Raw genomic sequence first — 16,263 nt, 5'->3', positions numbered from 1 at the left:
GGCCAAGATTCCCCGGCCAAGATTCCGAAGAAAGAAAGAAGCCTGAATGCGCCCTTCCAAACGCCAATTCGACGAAATGCGCCCCATCTCCTTCGAGCGCAGCGTCTCCAAGCATGCGGAAGGCTCGTGCCTGGTGAAGTTCGGCGACACGCATGTGCTGTGTACGGCCAGCCTGGAGGAAAAGGTGCCGGGCTGGATGCGCAACTCCGGCAAGGGCTGGGTGACGGCGGAATACGGCATGCTGCCGCGTTCGACCGGCGAGCGCATGCGCCGCGAGGCTTCGGCCGGCAAACAAGGCGGCCGCACGCTGGAGATCCAGCGGCTGATCGGCCGCTCCCTGCGCGCCGTGGTCGATCTGCAGGCGCTCGGTGAGCAGCAGATCACCGTCGACTGCGACGTGATCCAAGCCGACGGCGGCACGCGCACCGCTTCGATCACCGGCGGCTGGGTGGCGCTCTACGACTGCCTGCGCTGGATGGAAGCCCGCCAGATGGCGAGCCTGGGCAAGGTGCTTAAGGATCACGTCGCGGCGATCTCCTGCGGCATCCATGATGGCCAGCCGGTCATCGATCTCGACTATATCGAGGATTCCTCGGCCGGCACCGACGCCAATTTCGTCATGACCGGCAAGGGCGGTATCGTCGAGATCCAGGGCACAGCCGAGGGCGAGCCGTTCTCGGAAGAGCAGTTCGCGGCGCTGATGGGGCTCGCCAAAAAAGGCATTCAGCGCCTGGTCAGCTTGCAGCAGATGGCCGTGGCTTAGCTGCGGTCAATATTGGAGAGATTGGCGATCCTGTGACCCCTTCAGCAATCCTGGAATCAGCACTCTACGTGACGGACCTTGCTGCCGCGGAACGGTTCTATTCGGGCGTCCTCGGGCTCGATCTGCTCGGTAAGGTCGATGGCAGGCATCTCTTCTTCCGCTGCGGCGACGGCGTGCTGCTTATCTTCAATGCCGAGGCGACCAAGGTGCCGCCGCGGGCCGACGCCAAGCTGCCCGTCCCGCCGCATGGCACGGTCGGCGAGGGCCATCTTTGCTTCGCCGCAAGCGCGGATGAAATCTCACGCTGGAAAGCGCATCTTGAGGCGAAGAAAATCGCCATCGAAAGCGAGTTCGAGTGGCCGCAAGGCGGCCGCTCGATCTATATTCGCGACCCCTCAGGCAATTCGATCGAATTCGCCGAGCCAAGAATCTGGGGCATCTGATGCATTCGCCGCCTGTTCATTCACCAACTATTCATTCGCTTGATGGGCATAAGATCGTCGTCGCAAGCCACAATGCCGGCAAATTGCGCGAATTCACCGATCTGATGGCGCCATTCGGCATAGAAGCGAAGTCCGCAAAGGAATACGGCTTGCCGGAGCCGGACGAGACTGGCACCACTTTCGAGCAGAACGCCCTCATAAAGGCCTTGGCCGCCGCCAAGGCAACTGGATTGCCGGCGCTGTCGGACGATTCCGGCCTGTGTGTGGATGCGCTCGACGGCGCACCCGGCGTCTACACCGCCAACTGGGCCGAGACGCCGGACGGCTCCCGCGACTTCGGCATGGCCATGCAGCGCACGGAAGTGGCCTTGCAAGAAGTTGGCGCGATCACGCCTGCCCAGCGCAAGGGCCGCTTTGTCGCGGTCATCTGCCTTGCCTTCCCTGATGGCCAGGCGGAATATTTTCGCGGTGAGGTCGAGGGCACGCTGGTATGGCCGCCGCGCGGCGAGCTCGGCTTCGGCTACGATCCGGTGTTCTTGCCCGATGGGTTCGAAAAGACCTTCGGCGAGATGAGCGCGGAGGAAAAGCATGGCTGGAAGCCCGGCCAGCCAACCGCATTGTCGCACCGTGCCCGTGCCTTCCAGAAATTCGCGCAAGCCCGATTGGCCGGCGCATGACCATGCTGCTCGACCGCAGCCCCGGTTTCGGCGTCTACGTCCACTGGCCGTTCTGCGCGGCCAAATGCCCCTATTGCGACTTCAACAGCCATGTCCGCCACCAGCCGGTCGACCAGGAGCGTTTTGCCCGCGCCTTCGAGACCGAGCTGGCGACGATGCGCGGCCGCACCGGACCGCGCGAGGTGACCAGTATCTTTCTTGGCGGCGGCACGCCATCGCTGATGAAACCGCAGACCGTGGCGGCGGTGCTGGATGCAGTGGCGAAGAACTGGACGATGCCTGATGGCATCGAGGTGACGCTGGAGGCCAATCCCTCCTCGGTCGAGGCCGAGCGCTTTCGCGGCTATCGCGCGGCCGGCGTCAACCGGGTGTCGCTTGGCGTGCAGGCGCTGAACGACAAGGATCTGCGCTTCCTCGGCCGTTTGCACAATGTCGCTGAGGCCCTGCATGCGATCAGCCTGGCGCGCGAGATATTCCCACGGCTGTCGTTCGACCTGATCTACGCGCGGCCCGGTCAGACGCCGGAAGCGTGGCAGGCGGAGCTCGAGCAGGCGATCGGCCACGCCGCAGACCATCTGTCGCTCTATCAGCTGACCATCGAGGAAGGCACGCCGTTCCATGCACTGCATGCGGCAAGGAAATTCATCCTTCCAGACAATGAGCTTGCCGCCGATCTCTACGCGTTAACCCAGGAGATCACCGCCGCGCGCGGACTGCCGGCCTACGAAATTTCCAACCACGCCAGGCCCGGCGCCGAAAGCCGGCACAATCTCACCTACTGGCGTTATGGCGAATATGTCGGCGTCGGTCCCGGCGCGCATGGCCGGTTCGTCGAAAATGGCCGCCGCGTGGTGACGATCGCCGAGAAAATGCCGGAGACCTGGGCCAATCTGGTCGAGGCCAAGGGCCATGGCGTTACCGGCGGCGAAATCCTGACGCGGTCGGAAGAGGCCGACGAGTTCCTGCTGATGGGGCTGAGGCTGGCGGAAGGCATCGACCTTTCCCGCTACGAGGCATTTTCAGGGCGCGGCCTGTCGACGGCACGGCTGTCGGTGCTGCAGGACGAAGGCCTGGTGGCGCCGATCGGCAATGCCCGCCTGCGCGCCACGCCGGCCGGCATGATCGTGCTCGATGCGGTCGTGGCGGATTTGGCAAGGTAGCACGTTGAAGAGCGTTCTCTTCATCTGCAGCCAGAATCGCTTGCGCAGCCCGACGGCGGAGCAGGTGTTTTCCAAGCGGCGGGACATCGAGGTCGCTTCGGCCGGCACTAATCACGATGCCGACATTCCGTTGACGCATGAACTCGTCGCCTGGGCCGACATCATCTTCGTGTTGGAAAAACCGCACCGCGCCAAACTGCAGCGGAAATTCAAGACAAGCCTGAAAAAGGCTCGAGTAATCTGCCTCGATATTCCGACGACTATGCATTCATGGACCGGCTATGGTGGGCCTGCTGGAGCCCCGTGTCTCGAAGTATCTGGGTTGAATGATAGATTGCGGAGCATTCGCAACCGCGCTTCGAGAACTGTCTCGACCGATCGCTAAGGTTTGCGGGGTCAAGCCTCGTGCTTGTGGCGGTGTTTGGCGCGATCTTTTTCGCTGGTCTCTCCGGAACGGGCCGGCTTGATCTCGCTTTTGTCGCGTGAGGCATGGTGCCGGTCGTCTGTGGAATGTGACGCTGCGCCATCGCGGGCGCTTTTTGTTTCGAGGCGGGTGATGAAAATGTCGAAGCGATTGGGCATCGTCCGGTCAGTGCTCCGTCGTGCTGTCGGTTTCGTTTGCTTGCTTGCTCTCTGCCGATCTCTGACGTGCAAGCGGCTTCTTGGCCCTGCCATCTGCGGCTTCGGCAGGCAGGCTCTTGTCGCATGGCGGGGCGAAGCGTTTGCGGCCGGCATAGTAGGGTTCGAAAACGTCCTGTATGGTCAGGCTGTTCATCCTGCTCCTCCCGAGATCAGGTGTAAAATTCGCCGGCAACGGTTTCGTTCCCTACTATGGCGAAGGCATGGCGGCTGGTTCACGTCGGCATCCCTTTTGGAATCCGGGCCTTTGCAACCCAGGCTTTTGCAAGCAAGCGTGAGCCGTGCCAAACAGGGTCGAACGGAGTTGTGCAGGTGACCGGCGAATCGGCCAAACGCAGTTATGTGGTCGGGCAGACCGAAATCGCCGCCCGGCCGCTCGAGCCGGCGCTCTACCTGGTGGCGACGCCTATCGGCAATCTCGCCGATATCACGCTGCGCGCGCTGGAAACGCTCGCCGCCGCCGATATCGTCGCTTGCGAGGATACACGTGTCAGCCGCGTGCTGCTCGACCGCTACGGCATCCGCCGCCGCCCCACAGCCTACCACGAGCACAATGCCGGCGAGGCCGGACCGAAGCTGCTCGCGGCGCGGCTGGCCGGCCAAAGCGCAGCGCTGATCTCGGATGCCGGCACGCCGCTCATCTCCGACCCCGGCTACCGGCTCGTCGGTGAGGCGCTGGAGCGCGGCATTCGTGTCGTGCCGATCCCCGGCCCATCAGCAGCACTTGCCGCTTTGACGGCATCCGGCCTGCCCTCGGACGCGTTTCTGTTTGCCGGCTTCCTGCCGGTGAAGACCGGGCAGCGGCTGACGCGGCTGGAAGCGCTGAAGGCGGTGCCGGCAACGTTAATCTTCTTCGAATCGCCGCGCCGGCTGGCCGAGACGCTCAGTGCCATGGTCGAGGTGCTGGGCGGTGCCCGCAAGGCGGCGATCGGCCGCGAGCTGACCAAGACTTTCGAGGAGATGCGGACCGGCACCCTGCAATCGCTCGCCGGCCATTATGCGGGAGCCGATACGCCCAAGGGTGAAATCGTCATCTGCGTCGGCCCGGCCGATGCGGTCGCTGATGAGCCAGAAGACATCGACCGGCTGCTGCTTTCGCTCGCCGCCGAAATGCCGGCCTCCAAGGCAGCGGCGGAAGCCGCCAAGATGACGGGTGGCCAGAAGCAGACGCTCTATCGTCGGCTGCTCGACCTCAAGAATGCTGGAAGAGACGGGGCCGGCGGAGACGGCGATGGCTGAACGGCCAAGCGCCAGCCGGCAAAAGGCCTACCGGCGCGGCCATCACGGCGAATGGCTGGCGGCGGCGGCGCTGATGCTGAAAGGCTACCGAATTCTTGCCCGCCGCCACCGCACCAGGTTCGGCGAGATCGACCTGATCGCGCGGCGTGGCGATCTGGTGCTGATCGTCGAGGTCAAGGCGCGCCGCACGCTGATGGAGGCAATGGAAGCCGTCGGTCGCGAATCGGAGCACCGCATCGAAGGCGCCGCCGATTTCTGGCTGTCGCGCCAATCCGACTACGGAAAATTATCGGTGCGCTTCGACATGGTGGCGGTGCTGCCGTGGCGTTGGCCGGTGCATGTCGAGAATGTGTTTTACGGGCGAAACTAGGCCATTCTCGAAGTGGGGCCGTTTTGCTGCGCCTGCGGTTCAGATCATGGTTTGCCGATCTGTCAAGCATCCGCCCAGCGCTGACTGGAACAAAAGCGTTCCTGCGTTGTTCCTCAATCGTCCTGATGTTCGACGGGCTGGTTCAAGTGCCGGCCAGGGCAGTCCTCGTGGCAGCTATGCGAGGACAAAGGGATGGCGAGGCAAATGGATCCCGACGATCTCAACCCGGAACGGATCGTCACCGTGTTCGGCGGAACTGGCTTTCTCGGGCGCAGGATCGTGAAGCGACTCCTGGAAAGAGGTTTCACGGTGCGCGTCGCATCTCGCCATCCGGCTCGCGTGGCCCTGGTCTTTTCCTCGATTACGAGGATGCCCGAAGCAGTCGACGCGGATATAACGGATGCGTCCTCGATCGGGTCGGCCATTGCCGGATCGCAGGCGGTCGTGAATGCTGTCAGTCTTTACGTCGAGCAGGGCGTCCAGACCTTTGAACGCGTGCATGTGAAAGCCGCGGCCGATCTCGCTGCCGCGTCGCGCGACCGCGCGATCGACCAGTTCGTCCAGATTTCAGGGATCGGCTCCGATCCTCAATCGGATTCGAATTACATAAGGGCGCGTGGGCGCGGAGAAGGTGCCGTGGAAAGCGCATTTCCCGGCGCTTTCATTGTGCGTCCCGCCGTCATGACAGGACCTGACGACACTTTCCTGACGACCATTGTGAGGCTGATACGCCTCCTGCCGGTCTATCCGCTGTTCGGCGATGGTGGCACACGGCTTCAGCCGGTCCATGTGGCAGACGTCGCAGAAGCAGTGAGCCGGCTGCTCGACGGGCGAACCCACAAGGGTTCATCCATATTCGAATTCGGTGGCCCGCGCATCTATACCTATAAGGAACTGCTTCGGGAGATCGCCCGACAGCTCGGTACGCACGTCCAGCTGATGCCGGTGCCGTTTGCGGTATGGAACGCCTTGGCTGGCGTCGCGGAACTCCTCCCGGCTGCCCCCATAACGCGCAACCAGGTCGATCTTATGCGTCAGGACAATGTGGCAGCAATCGACGCGCCTGGCCTTAAGGAACTCGACATCGAGCCGCGGGATATCGACGAGGTGATCCGTGCGATCGAACAGCGCCGTGGCGTAGGCTCGCGCTCGTCGCCGCCTTAGGACGGCCCCCTGATCCTGGCGGGAACCTATCGCCGCGCGACAGGTTGGTCGAGCTTGGAGCCAGTGAAAGAAGGAAAAGAACCATGGCCAGATGCGATCAATGCGGGAATGACTACGATAAGGCTTTCAACGTGACGATGGCCGACGAGACCTACACATTCGACAGCTTCGAATGCGCGGTCCAGAAACTTGCTCCGACGTGTCCGCATTGCGGATGCCGGATCATCGGACATGGCGTCGAACAGGATGACATCATCTACTGCTGCGCACATTGCGCCGCGGAGGAAGGCGCGAGCGCGCTGACCGATCGTGCGCCTTGACGCGCCTCCTTTGGCGTCTTCAGGTCGACCATTCCGAACGGCTGTGCCGGCTCAGTCCGCTTCGACAAAAGGCAGCGTACGTCGTCTTGATCGCGCCAGTGCTGTCAGGTTCTTGCACGTTCAAGAACCGCGTTCGACGGCTCGTTTAGACGCCGTTCCGTGGCAAGTCGCCTCGCGCTCGGACAAGTCGCTCCACGACGGCGGCCGCCTCCTCTGGAATGGCCGGTATGGTGCCCGACTTCCGCGTCGATCCGAAATCGAGGCCGGCGAAAAACAGACCTGGAACAGCGCCGACGCCATCCTCGTGGACGGGCTGGCCGGCTGCATCGAGCGCGCCGGGAAGCCGAACCCATGAGAAATCGCCGGTGAAGCCCGTGCACCAGATCACCGATCTGATGCCGCTCGCCGTCCAGTCGAGGGAGCGGATCGGAGGATCGGGCAAGCGCGGTTCAATCGTCTCATCCGGATCGTCCTCGGCCGGTGGCGCATCGAGGCCGGCGCGCTCGATGTACTCGTCAACCAGGCGCTTGGCATTCGCGGAGACTTCGTCGGCAAATCGCATATGGTCGTCGAGCTCGTCGCCGAAGACGAGGTTGCCGTTCTCCACACCCCTGAAGCGGCCGAGCAGCACCACGCCCTGCGCGCTCAGCGATTGCAGGCTGATCGTGTGGGTCGCGCCGACCAGCGCGCGGGCCTGCAGCTTGCCGGAGGGGAGGACGAGTTCCTTGCGCGGAACGTCGAGAAAACCGGACAGCGTCAGCCATTTGAGTATGTTGCCCCCGCGGTAGCGCCGCACCCAACGGCCGTTGCGGCTGGTCGCCAAAAAGACCACACGTCCTGCCAACGCCAGATCCTCGGCGATCTGGCCGCCCGACTGGCCGCTGCCGACCACCAGCACCGCGCCACTCTCGAACTCGGCCGGGTTGCGATAGGCCGAGGAATCGACTTGGCGAATTGCGGTCGGCAAATCCGCCGACCCTGCTGGCCGGACCTGCCGATTCTGGTAGCCGGTGGCGATCACCACATTGCGCGCCAGAAATGCCCCGTCCGCCGTGGTGATGCGAAAGATCCCATTGTCTCTGGTCAGCTCTTGCACCGGAGTTTGAGTGCTTACCGGCAAGCGGTGCCGCTCGGCATAGCCTTCGAGGTATGCGACGAACTCGTGGTGGGTTATCGCGCCCCAGGGCTCGGGGCCGTCGTAGGAATCACCGGGTAAGATGGAGCGGACGGTCGGCGAGTTCAGTCGAAACGAGTTCCATCGCTGCGTTCGCCACGTTTCGCCAATCCGGCCTCGATCGAGTACACGGTGGTTGCGGCCCTGCCGTTTCAAGAAGTAGCTGACGCCGAGACCCGCCGGACCGGCGCCAATAACGAGGGCGTCAAGAACTTCGCTCACGCATTCCCCCTGCCAACCATACGTCCACAAGATCGTATGGCTCGGCTTCGGGCAAGAATAGAATTCCGGCTGGGATTGCGCTATCCGCGCCGGCTCACCCCCAGATTGCCAGCCCCGTCAGCCCGACGATGCCGACGACCAGCCGCCACCAGCCGAACAGCGCGTAGCCATGGCGCGAGACGTAGTCGAGCAGGAAGCGCACGACGACTAGCGCGGTGACGAAGGCGGCAACGAAGCCGACCGTGATGATGGGCAAGTCGGCGCTGCTCAGCACATTGCGGTTCTTGAACAGGTCGAAGGCGAAGGCGCCGACCATCGTCGGGATGGCAAGGAAGAAAGAGAATTCCGCCGCCGCCCGCTTGTCGACGCCGAGCAGTAGCGCGCCGACGATGGTCGAGCCCGAACGCGACGTGCCGGGGATTAGCGACAAGCACTGGAACAGCCCGATCTGCAGATAAAGCCTGGTCGGAAACCGCTCGACATCGTGGTAATACGGCTTCGGCGTCATGCGATCGACCAGCAGTAGGATGACACCGCCGATGATCAGCATGATGCAGATCAGCCGCGGCGATTCGAACAGCACCGTCTTGATGAAGTCATGCGCCAGTGCGCCGATAATGGCCGCCGGCAGGAATGCGATGAGAATGCCAAGGACGAAATGCCGCGTCAGCCGATCGTAGGGCAGCTCGAGCAGCATCTTCCAGAGACGGCGGAAATAGACGCTGAGGATCGCCAATATGGCGCCGAGCTGGATCAGGATCTCGAAGGCCTTGCCGGTCGAATGAAAGCCGAGGAAATGGCCGGCGAGCAGGATATGACCGGTCGAAGACACCGGAATAAACTCGGTCAGGCCCTCGAGCATGCCGAGCAGCAGCGCTTCGACTACGGTTTGGCTTTCCATGGCAACCTCGGCGTTGGAGGGCGGGCTTGAGAAAACGGTTTGCTTGTCACGGCGCGGAACTCCCCCTATAGGTCGCAGCACCCTGACAGCCCCTGAATCGGGCGGCCAAGACTTACCGGCGCAGCCGGCGATTTGCCAGTGCGCTCTATTATCGCGGGACCATGCTGACGCTTTTCCACCATCCGATGTTCGCCAGCTGCCGCTTCGTCCGCCTCGCCTTTGGCGAGTATGGCGAGGAACTGGCGCTGATCGAAGAGAAGCCGTGGACGCGGCGCAAGGAGTTCCTGGCACTGAACCCGGCCGGCACGCTGCCGATCCTGCTTGCCGAGGGCGACGTGCCGATCGTCGGCGCGATGGTCATCGCCGAATATCTCGACGAGACGCGCGGCGTACTCAAGCGCGACAAGCGGCTGTTCGCCGAGGATCCGATGGAGCGCGCCGAAATCCGCCGGCTGACCGACTGGTACCTCAACAAGGCGGAAAGCGAGGTTACCCGGCATCTGGTGCGCGAGCGCGTCCTGAAGCCGGTCATGCCGGAAACGGCAGGCGGCGGGTCGCCCGATTCGGCGGCGATCCGCGCCGCCCGCGCCAATATCCGCCAGCACATGAAATACACCAACTGGCTGGCCGGCACCCGTCATTGGCTGGCCGGCAACAAGGTCACCTATGCCGATCTCGCGGCGGCGGCGGCACTGTCGGTGCTCGACTATCTCGGCGAGATCGACTGGCGCGAACACAGCGCCGCGCGCGAATGGTATACAAGGGTGAAATCACGGCCTTCGTTCCGGCCGCTTCTGTCCGACCGGGTGCGCGGCCTGTCGCCGGTGTCACATTATGCGGATCTCGATTTCTGATACGGCAAAGCTGCGCGCGCTCATCGACCGCGAGGCGCGGAACGCCGGCTTCGACGCCGTTGCCGTCACCACGCCCGATGCGATCCCGCAGGCACCAGAGCGGCTGGCCGAATTCGTTACCGACGGCTTTCACGGCTCGATGGGCTGGATTGCCGAAACGCTCGAGCGGCGAGGCAAACCGAGGACGCTTTGGCCAGAGGTCCGCTCGATCATCGTGCTGGCGATGAATTACGGCCCCGACCACGACCCACGCGAGGTGCTGGCGAAGCGCGACCGCGGCGCGATCTCGGCCTATGCGCAGAACCGCGACTATCATGACGTGATGAAAGGCCGGCTGAAGGAGATCGCCGGCAAGATAGTGGCGCGCGCCGGCGGTAACGTGAAAGTGTTTGTCGACACCGCACCGGTGATGGAAAAGCCGCTGGCCGAGGCGGCCGGCCTCGGCTGGCAAGGCAAGCACACCAACCTGGTTAGCCGCGCGCATGGCTCGTGGCTGTTCCTCGGCACCATCTTCACGACGGCCGAGCTGGTGCCGGACGCGCCTGAGAACGATCATTGCGGCTCCTGCCGGGCCTGCCTCGACGCCTGCCCGACCGATGCCTTTCCGGCGCCTTACCGGCTCGATGCGCGGCGCTGCATTTCATACCTCACCATCGAGAACAAAGGACCGATCCCGCATGAGTTCCGGGAAAAGATCGGCAATCGCATCTATGGCTGCGACGACTGCCTGGCCGCCTGCCCGTGGAACAAGTTCGCCCAAGCCGCTTCGGAGGCAAAGCTTGCCGCCCGCGCGGACTTGCGCGAACCGCCGATCGCCGAGCTGCTGCGTCTCGACGACACTGCCTTCCGAACGCTCTTTTCGGGCTCGCCGATCAAGCGCATCGGCCGCGACCGTTTTATCCGCAACGTGCTGATAGCGGCCGGCAATTCCCAGGACTTGTCGCTGGCCGGCGCCGTTCGCGCGCTGCTCGACGACGCCTCGCCCCTGGTTCGCGGAGCCGCGGTATGGGCGCTGTCGCGGCTGGTGCCGGGTCGGGAGTTTGCCGAACGTGCCGCAGCCGCTTTGCAGGCAGAAGATGACGAGGCGGTGAGAGGCGAATGGCTTCTGCCCCTGCCAAAGCCGATCGAGGCGCATACATGACAAAAAAGCAGATTTTCATCTTCGGCGCCGGTTATTCGGGCAAGGCCTTCGCCCGCGCCAACAGGGATGCCGACACAACGATCTTCGGTACAACACGGTCGCTGGAAAAATTCGCGGCGCTGCGGCAAGCCGGTATCGTGCCGCTGCGTTTCGATGGCACGCTGACCTCCGAAATCGGCGATGCCCTGGGGAAGACAACCCATCTCGTCGTCTCGGTCGCGCCGGACGAGGCCGGCGACCCGGTGCTGGGCGCGGCCCGTGAGGAGATCGCGGCCAACATGCCGGAGCTCGGATGGATCGCCTATCTCTCCACCGTCGGCGTCTATGGCGACCATGGCGGCAATTGGGTGGACGAGGCCGCCGAATGCCGGCCAGTATCGAAGCGATCAGCAATGAGGGTTGCCGCCGAGCAGGGTTGGCTGAAACTGGGCCACGACATCGGCCGGCCGGTGGCGATCCTGCGACTTTCCGGCATTTATGGGCCAGGCCGCAACGCAATGGTCAATCTGGAAAACGGCACCGCCCGGCGGTTGGTCAAGCCGGGCCAGGTGTTCAACCGCATCCATTGCGACGACATTGCCGGCGCGCTCTGGCATCTGGCCGAAGGCAATCGCGGCGGCATCTTCAACATCACCGACGACCTGCCGGCGCCGCCGCAGGACGTCGTCGCCTATGCCGCCCAATTGATGGGCATCGAGCCGCCGCCCGAAATTCCGTTCGAGACCGCCCAACTTTCGCCCATGGCGCGGTCTTTTTATGGCGAGAACAAGCGTGTCGCCAACGCGGCAATCAAGGCGGCCGGTTATGGCTTTCGCTTTCCCGACTACCGCTCGGCGCTCGATGCCATGTGGGCGAGCGGCGACTGGCGCGACGGTGAGGCGCGCAGCCCGATGAAACGGTCCTGATCGATACGTTGCGCGGGCTATGGTATGATGCGGTTCAAATCGCGGAGGGGTCCAGCTTGGGGAAAATGTTGAAGCGAGCCTTGCCCGGCAAAACGCTGCCGCTGACGGCAGCACTGGCCGTCGCCAGCTTGGCGGCGCTTGCAACGCAGCCAGGGAGTGCCGAGCAACGGGCAAAGGACCTGTTCGGCGCCAAAAAGCTGCCGGCACTCGCAGCAGCGCAATCGATCGGCTTCTATTCCAAAGGCTGTTTTTCCGGCGGCGTCGCCCTGCCCCTGGACGGCCGGCACTGGGAGGTGATGCGACCGTCGCGCAATCGCCGCTGGGGCCATCCGGCAATGATCGCGCTGATCGAGAAGCTGTCGCGCGATGCCGCCGCCGATGGCTGGCCGGGCCTGTTGATCGGCGACATCTCGCAACCGCGCGGCGGTCCGATGCTGACCGGCCATGCCTCGCACCAGATCGGCCTCGACGCCGACATCTGGCTGACGCCGATGCCCGACCGCAAGCTCTCGGCCGAAGAGCGCGAAAACATCAGCGCTACCTTGATGGTCGACGAAAAGACCCATCTCGTGAAGGACGGGCTGTGGACGCCGATGCATACGCGGCTGTTGAGGCGCGCCGCGAGCTATCCCGAAGTCGAGCGCATCCTGGTCAATCCCGGGATCAAGAAGAAGCTCTGCGACACGGTCAAAGGCGACCGTAGCTGGTTGCGCAAGGTCAGGCCGTTCTGGGGCCACGACTACCACTTCCACATTCGCATCAGCTGCCAGCCTGGGTCACCCGACTGCAAGGCGCAGGAAGCGACGGCGCCGGGCGATGGCTGCGACCAGGCGCTGGCCTGGTGGTTCACCGAGGAGCCGTGGCGTCCCAACAAGAACCCGGACAAGCCGAAGGCACGCGACGTGATGACGATGGCGAACCTGCCCAGGCAATGCCAGTTCGTGCTCGACGCGCCGGCTCCGCCCTCGGCGGAAGCAGTCACCTACTATGGCGACGGCGTGCCGGTTGCGGCCGCACCCGCTCCCGCGGCAGAGCCTTCGCCGCCGCCGACGCTCGCAGCCGGCGCGGCAGCGCTTCCGGCCTCGGCGAACGCCTTTATGGCGACGCCCGAGTTCGGCATTCCGCTGCCGCGGCCACGACCGGGGCACTGATGCGGGCAGCGTGTTCGCTGTCTGCATCCGTGCATCTCCACTTCGAAAACCGATTTCCCTTTTTGCGGTCATGCGCTAGTCAACGAGAGAACGGCGATACGCGTCGGGAACGGACGAGAGCATGCCAGGCGTAAGCGACGACGACACTCTGTTGCGATTTCCGATCCTGATCGGCGACATAGGCGGCACCAATGCGCGCTTCTCGATCGTACTTGACGCGAATTCCGAGGCCGGCGAGCCGACCATCGTTCAAACCGCCAACTTCAATACGATCGACGAGGCGATCCAGTCGGCCGTGCTCGACCGTTCGTCGGTCCGGCCGAATTCAGCTGTGCTGGCGGTGGCCGGCCCTGTCGAGAGTGACGAGATCCCCCTCACCAATTGCCCATGGATCGTCAAGCCGAGACAGATGTTCGCCAGTCTCGGTCTCGGCGACGTCGTGGTGCTCAACGACTTCGAGGCGCAGGCGCTGGCTGTCGTCGCGCTCGGCGAAGAGCACATGGAAAAGATCGGCGGCGACGAGCCGGAACCGAATTCCGGGCGGGTGGTGCTCGGCCCGGGAACCGGGCTCGGCGTCGCCGGGCTGGTTTATGCGCTGCATCACTGGATACCGGTGCCCGGCGAGGGCGGCCATATGGATATCGGGCCGCGCTCGCCGCGTGATTTCGAGGTGTTTCCGCATATCGAGAAGCTCGAGGGTCGCATCTCCGGCGAACAGATCCTGTCAGGACGCGGCCTGGTAAACGCCTACCGGGCGGTGGCCAAAGCGGACGGCAAGCCGTCGCCCTTCACCACGCCCGCCGAGATCACCGCCGCGGCGCTGGCAAAGAACGATCCGGTGGCCGAAGAGGCGCTGTCGATCTTCGTCACCTGTCTGGGGCGCACCGCCGGCGACCTCGCTCTGGTGTTCATGAGCCGCAGCGGTGTTTTCCTCACTGGCGGCATCGCGCAAAAAATCCTGCCGGCGCTGCGGACCGGCAGTTTCCGCGCTGCCTTCGAGGACAAGGCGCCGCACAGCGCCTTGATGCGCAGCATGCCGGTCTACGTCATCACCCATCCGCTGGCAGCGCTTTTAGGGCTGGCCGCCTATGCCAGAAATCCGTCGCTGTTCGGCGTGCAGACGGCGGGGCGACGCTGGCGGGTTTAGGACACAAGCTGCGCCGCGACGAAGTTTCGCCGTCCCCGGCCATAGGCAAGCCGCCATTGGGGCGTTAAGAGGTTGCCGAATTGCAGCCCGGCCGAACCGAAACCACAAAGCGCTCAAACGTGACACTTCCAGCACCAACCAAAGGGAAAGTCCGTCCCAGCGAGATCGTGGCTGTTATCCGCCGCATCATCGCCGAGAACAGCCGCGATTATCGCTGGTACTATGCTCTTGCCGTGCTGTGCCTGGTGACGATCGCGGCGACGACCGCCTTCACAGCCTGGATCATGAAGGATGTCATCGATCAGATCTTCTACCAACGGCGCGGCGATCTTATCGCGCTGATCAGCGTCTCGATCCTGGCCGCCTTCATGCTGCGCGGGCTGGCCAGCTACGGCCAGGCGGTGATGCTGGCCAAAATCGGCAACAATCTGGTGGCGCGCTATCAACGCCGCATCTTCGACCACCTGATGAAGCTCGGCGTCGGCTTCTTCAACGACACCCGCTCGGGCCGGCTCGCCGCGCAGATCAACGAGAACGTCAACGGCATCCGCGATCTCCTGTCGATGACGCTGACATCGCTGGCGCGCGATGCGGTATCGCTTGTCGCGCTGGTCGGCGTCATGATCTGGCAGGACCCGATGCTCTCCGCGATGTCGCTGCTGATCGGCCCGCCTTTGATCTACAGTGTCACCTATCTGATGCGCCGGGTGCGTCGCATCACCCGTGAATCGGTGCAGATCAACTCGCGGCTGATCGGCGCCATGCAGGAAGCAACGCAAGGCATCGCCATCGTCAAGGCCTTCACCCTGGAAGACGAGCTGTCGCGCCGCATCGGCGGCCTCGTCGCGGGCGCCGAGCAGCGGGCAAACAAGATCGCCCGCGTCTCGGAACGGCTGACGCCGATCTCCGAAATGCTGGCCGGCTTCGCCGTCGCCGGCGTCATCGCCTATTCCGGCTACCGGGCGACCGTCGGCGGCCAGCCGCCGGGCGCGGTGTTTGCCTTCATCACCGCCCTGCTGCTTGCCTATGACCCCGCCAGGCGGCTGGCGCGCATGCAGGTCGGCATGGAAAAGTCGCTGGTCAATGCGCGCATGATCTATGAGCTTCTCGACCTCGAGCCGCAGCAGGGTGACGTGCCGGGAGCCGCCGAGGCGAAATTCACCTCTGGCGAAGTGCGCTTCAACAACGTGTCCTTTCGCTATGTCGAAGAAGCGCCGGTCCTGCAGGATTTGAGCTTTGTCGCCGCCGCCGGCAAGGTGACCGCCATCGTCGGCGCCTCGGGCGCCGGCAAGACGACGCTGGTTGCGCTGCTGCAGCGCTTCTACGACGTCGAGTCGGGCAGCATCGAAATCGACGGTCAGGACATTTCAAAGGTCACCAAGCATTCGCTGCGCGGCTCGATCGCTTATGTTTCGCAGCAGCCCTATCTGTTCGAAGGCACCATCCGCGACAACATCCGCTACGGACGTCTGAGCGCCACCGACGCCGAGATTGAACGCGCCGCGCAACAGGCCGCGGCCGACGATTTCATCCGCCAGCAGCCGCAAGGCTACGACACACCGGTCGGCGAGAACGGCGTGACGCTGTCGGGCGGCCAGCGCCAGCGTGTATCGATTGCACGCGCCATCGTTCGGCAGGCGCCGATTCTGCTGCTCGATGAAGCCACCTCGGCGCTCGACAACGAGGCCGAGGCCCGCGTCCAGGAGGCGCTGACCCATGTCATGGAAGGGCGCACCACCATCGTCATCGCGCACCGGCTGTCGACGGTGGTCAATGCCGACCATATCATCGTGCTGGAGCAGGGCCGGCTGGTCGAACAGGGCACGCATGCCTCGTTGATGGCCGACCCGCACAGCGTCTATGCGCGGTTCCACCGGGTGCAGGGCAGGAAAGGGCTGGGGCTTGTCGATGACGCCAAGCCAATCCAGACTGCGGCGCAAAATGGTCACGCGAAACAGGCGGCCGGGAGACATGCATGAGCGACACACCGACC

Annotated in this window: 18 protein-coding genes and 1 pseudogene; 15 read left to right on the top strand and 4 right to left on the bottom strand. The window is 63.9% G+C overall.

The features are described from left to right. Positions 1 to 46: 46 nt before the first annotated feature. The 5 genes and pseudogenes from rph to NKH17_RS15980 all read left to right on the top strand — a co-directional run bounded on the left by rph (position 47) and on the right by NKH17_RS15980 (position 3,369). Positions 47 to 763 (top strand): ribonuclease PH, encoded by a 717-nt coding sequence (gene rph, locus NKH17_RS16000; RefSeq protein ID WP_352803037.1) that lies wholly within the window; start codon positions 47 to 49, stop codon positions 761 to 763. Positions 764 to 795: 32 nt separating this feature from the next. Beyond that, positions 796 to 1,206 carry a VOC family protein gene (locus NKH17_RS15995; RefSeq protein WP_352900222.1) on the top strand — a complete coding sequence of 137 codons (411 nt, stop codon included), beginning with the start codon at positions 796 to 798 and terminating at the stop codon, positions 1,204 to 1,206. Between the two features lie 29 nt (positions 1,207 to 1,235). Then, positions 1,236 to 1,883, top strand: a complete 648-nt coding sequence (rdgB, locus tag NKH17_RS15990; protein ID WP_352877550.1) for an RdgB/HAM1 family non-canonical purine NTP pyrophosphatase — start codon at positions 1,236 to 1,238, stop codon at positions 1,881 to 1,883. Next, complete coding sequence (gene hemW / locus NKH17_RS15985) at positions 1,880 to 3,043, top strand: radical SAM family heme chaperone HemW (RefSeq protein WP_352900225.1); 1,164 nt, start codon at positions 1,880 to 1,882, stop codon at positions 3,041 to 3,043. Before rdgB ends, hemW begins: the two co-directional genes overlap by 4 nt. 4 nt (positions 3,044 to 3,047) lie before the next feature. Continuing rightward, positions 3,048 to 3,369: pseudogene (locus tag NKH17_RS15980) on the top strand (low molecular weight protein tyrosine phosphatase family protein). 70 nt (positions 3,370 to 3,439) lie between these two features. Here NKH17_RS15980 and NKH17_RS15975 read toward each other — a convergent pair. Both NKH17_RS15975 and NKH17_RS15970 read right to left on the bottom strand, forming a co-directional pair. Next, the gene (locus NKH17_RS15975) at positions 3,440 to 3,625 is read right to left on the bottom strand and encodes a hypothetical protein (protein ID WP_352971370.1); all 186 of its coding nucleotides are present in this window, start codon (positions 3,623 to 3,625) and stop codon (positions 3,440 to 3,442) included. A gap of 7 nt (positions 3,626 to 3,632) precedes the next feature. Then, entirely contained in the window at positions 3,633 to 3,818 is a 186-nt protein-coding gene (locus NKH17_RS15970) for a hypothetical protein (protein WP_352900228.1), read from the bottom strand. A 176-nt stretch (positions 3,819 to 3,994) separates the two neighbouring features. On the opposite strand from NKH17_RS15970, the gene rsmI reads away from it, so the two are divergent. The 4 genes from rsmI to NKH17_RS15950 all read left to right on the top strand — a co-directional run bounded on the left by rsmI (position 3,995) and on the right by NKH17_RS15950 (position 6,775). Next, positions 3,995 to 4,921, top strand: a complete 927-nt coding sequence (rsmI, locus tag NKH17_RS15965) for a 16S rRNA (cytidine(1402)-2'-O)-methyltransferase (protein WP_352971367.1) — start codon at positions 3,995 to 3,997, stop codon at positions 4,919 to 4,921. Beyond that, entirely contained in the window at positions 4,914 to 5,291 is a 378-nt protein-coding gene (locus NKH17_RS15960; protein ID WP_023678973.1) for a YraN family protein, read from the top strand. Before rsmI ends, NKH17_RS15960 begins: the two co-directional genes overlap by 8 nt. Positions 5,292 to 5,483: 192 nt before the next feature. Next, the gene (locus tag NKH17_RS15955; RefSeq protein WP_352900233.1) at positions 5,484 to 6,455 is read left to right on the top strand and encodes a complex I NDUFA9 subunit family protein; all 972 of its coding nucleotides are present in this window, start codon (positions 5,484 to 5,486) and stop codon (positions 6,453 to 6,455) included. A gap of 83 nt (positions 6,456 to 6,538) precedes the next feature. Then, positions 6,539 to 6,775, top strand: a complete 237-nt coding sequence (locus tag NKH17_RS15950) for a metallothionein (RefSeq protein ID WP_254817997.1) — start codon at positions 6,539 to 6,541, stop codon at positions 6,773 to 6,775. Positions 6,776 to 6,920: 145 nt separating this feature from the next. On the opposite strand, the gene NKH17_RS15945 is transcribed toward NKH17_RS15950, so the two are convergent. Together NKH17_RS15945 and NKH17_RS15940 are read right to left on the bottom strand one after the other, a co-directional pair. After that, on the bottom strand, positions 6,921 to 8,171 hold the full coding sequence (locus NKH17_RS15945) for a flavin-containing monooxygenase (protein WP_352900235.1): 1,251 nt from the start codon (positions 8,169 to 8,171) through the stop codon (positions 6,921 to 6,923). Between the two features lie 94 nt (positions 8,172 to 8,265). Beyond that, positions 8,266 to 9,072, bottom strand: a complete 807-nt coding sequence (locus tag NKH17_RS15940) for an undecaprenyl-diphosphate phosphatase (protein ID WP_352898087.1) — start codon at positions 9,070 to 9,072, stop codon at positions 8,266 to 8,268. A 161-nt stretch (positions 9,073 to 9,233) separates the two neighbouring features. Here NKH17_RS15940 and NKH17_RS15935 point away from each other — a divergent pair, with 161 nt between their 5' ends. The 6 genes from NKH17_RS15935 (at position 9,234) to NKH17_RS15910 (ending at position 16,249) form a co-directional block, all read left to right on the top strand. Beyond that, the gene (locus NKH17_RS15935; RefSeq protein WP_352476844.1) at positions 9,234 to 9,926 is read left to right on the top strand and encodes a glutathione S-transferase family protein; all 693 of its coding nucleotides are present in this window, start codon (positions 9,234 to 9,236) and stop codon (positions 9,924 to 9,926) included. Continuing rightward, a complete protein-coding gene (queG, locus tag NKH17_RS15930) occupies positions 9,907 to 11,067 on the top strand; it encodes a tRNA epoxyqueuosine(34) reductase QueG (RefSeq protein ID WP_352802295.1) in 1,161 nt (386 codons plus the stop codon). Before NKH17_RS15935 ends, queG begins: the two co-directional genes overlap by 20 nt. Next, complete coding sequence (locus tag NKH17_RS15925) at positions 11,064 to 11,972, top strand: SDR family oxidoreductase (protein ID WP_352900239.1); 909 nt, start codon at positions 11,064 to 11,066, stop codon at positions 11,970 to 11,972. The genes queG and NKH17_RS15925 overlap by 4 nt, the downstream gene beginning before the upstream one ends. 65 nt (positions 11,973 to 12,037) lie before the next feature. Further along, on the top strand, positions 12,038 to 13,123 hold the full coding sequence (gene mepA, locus NKH17_RS15920) for a penicillin-insensitive murein endopeptidase (RefSeq protein ID WP_352900241.1): 1,086 nt from the start codon (positions 12,038 to 12,040) through the stop codon (positions 13,121 to 13,123). 121 nt (positions 13,124 to 13,244) lie between these two features. Further along, positions 13,245 to 14,270, top strand: a complete 1,026-nt coding sequence (locus NKH17_RS15915) for a glucokinase (protein ID WP_352737863.1) — start codon at positions 13,245 to 13,247, stop codon at positions 14,268 to 14,270. Between the two features lie 119 nt (positions 14,271 to 14,389). Beyond that, on the top strand, positions 14,390 to 16,249 hold the full coding sequence (locus NKH17_RS15910) for an ABC transporter ATP-binding protein (protein ID WP_352971361.1): 1,860 nt from the start codon (positions 14,390 to 14,392) through the stop codon (positions 16,247 to 16,249). Positions 16,250 to 16,263 lie beyond the last annotated feature (14 nt).

Source organism: Mesorhizobium sp. M1334 (assembly GCF_040317995.1).
GTDB lineage: Bacteria > Pseudomonadota > Alphaproteobacteria > Rhizobiales > Rhizobiaceae > Mesorhizobium.
This window is presented reverse-complemented; position numbering and strand designations above follow the sequence as displayed.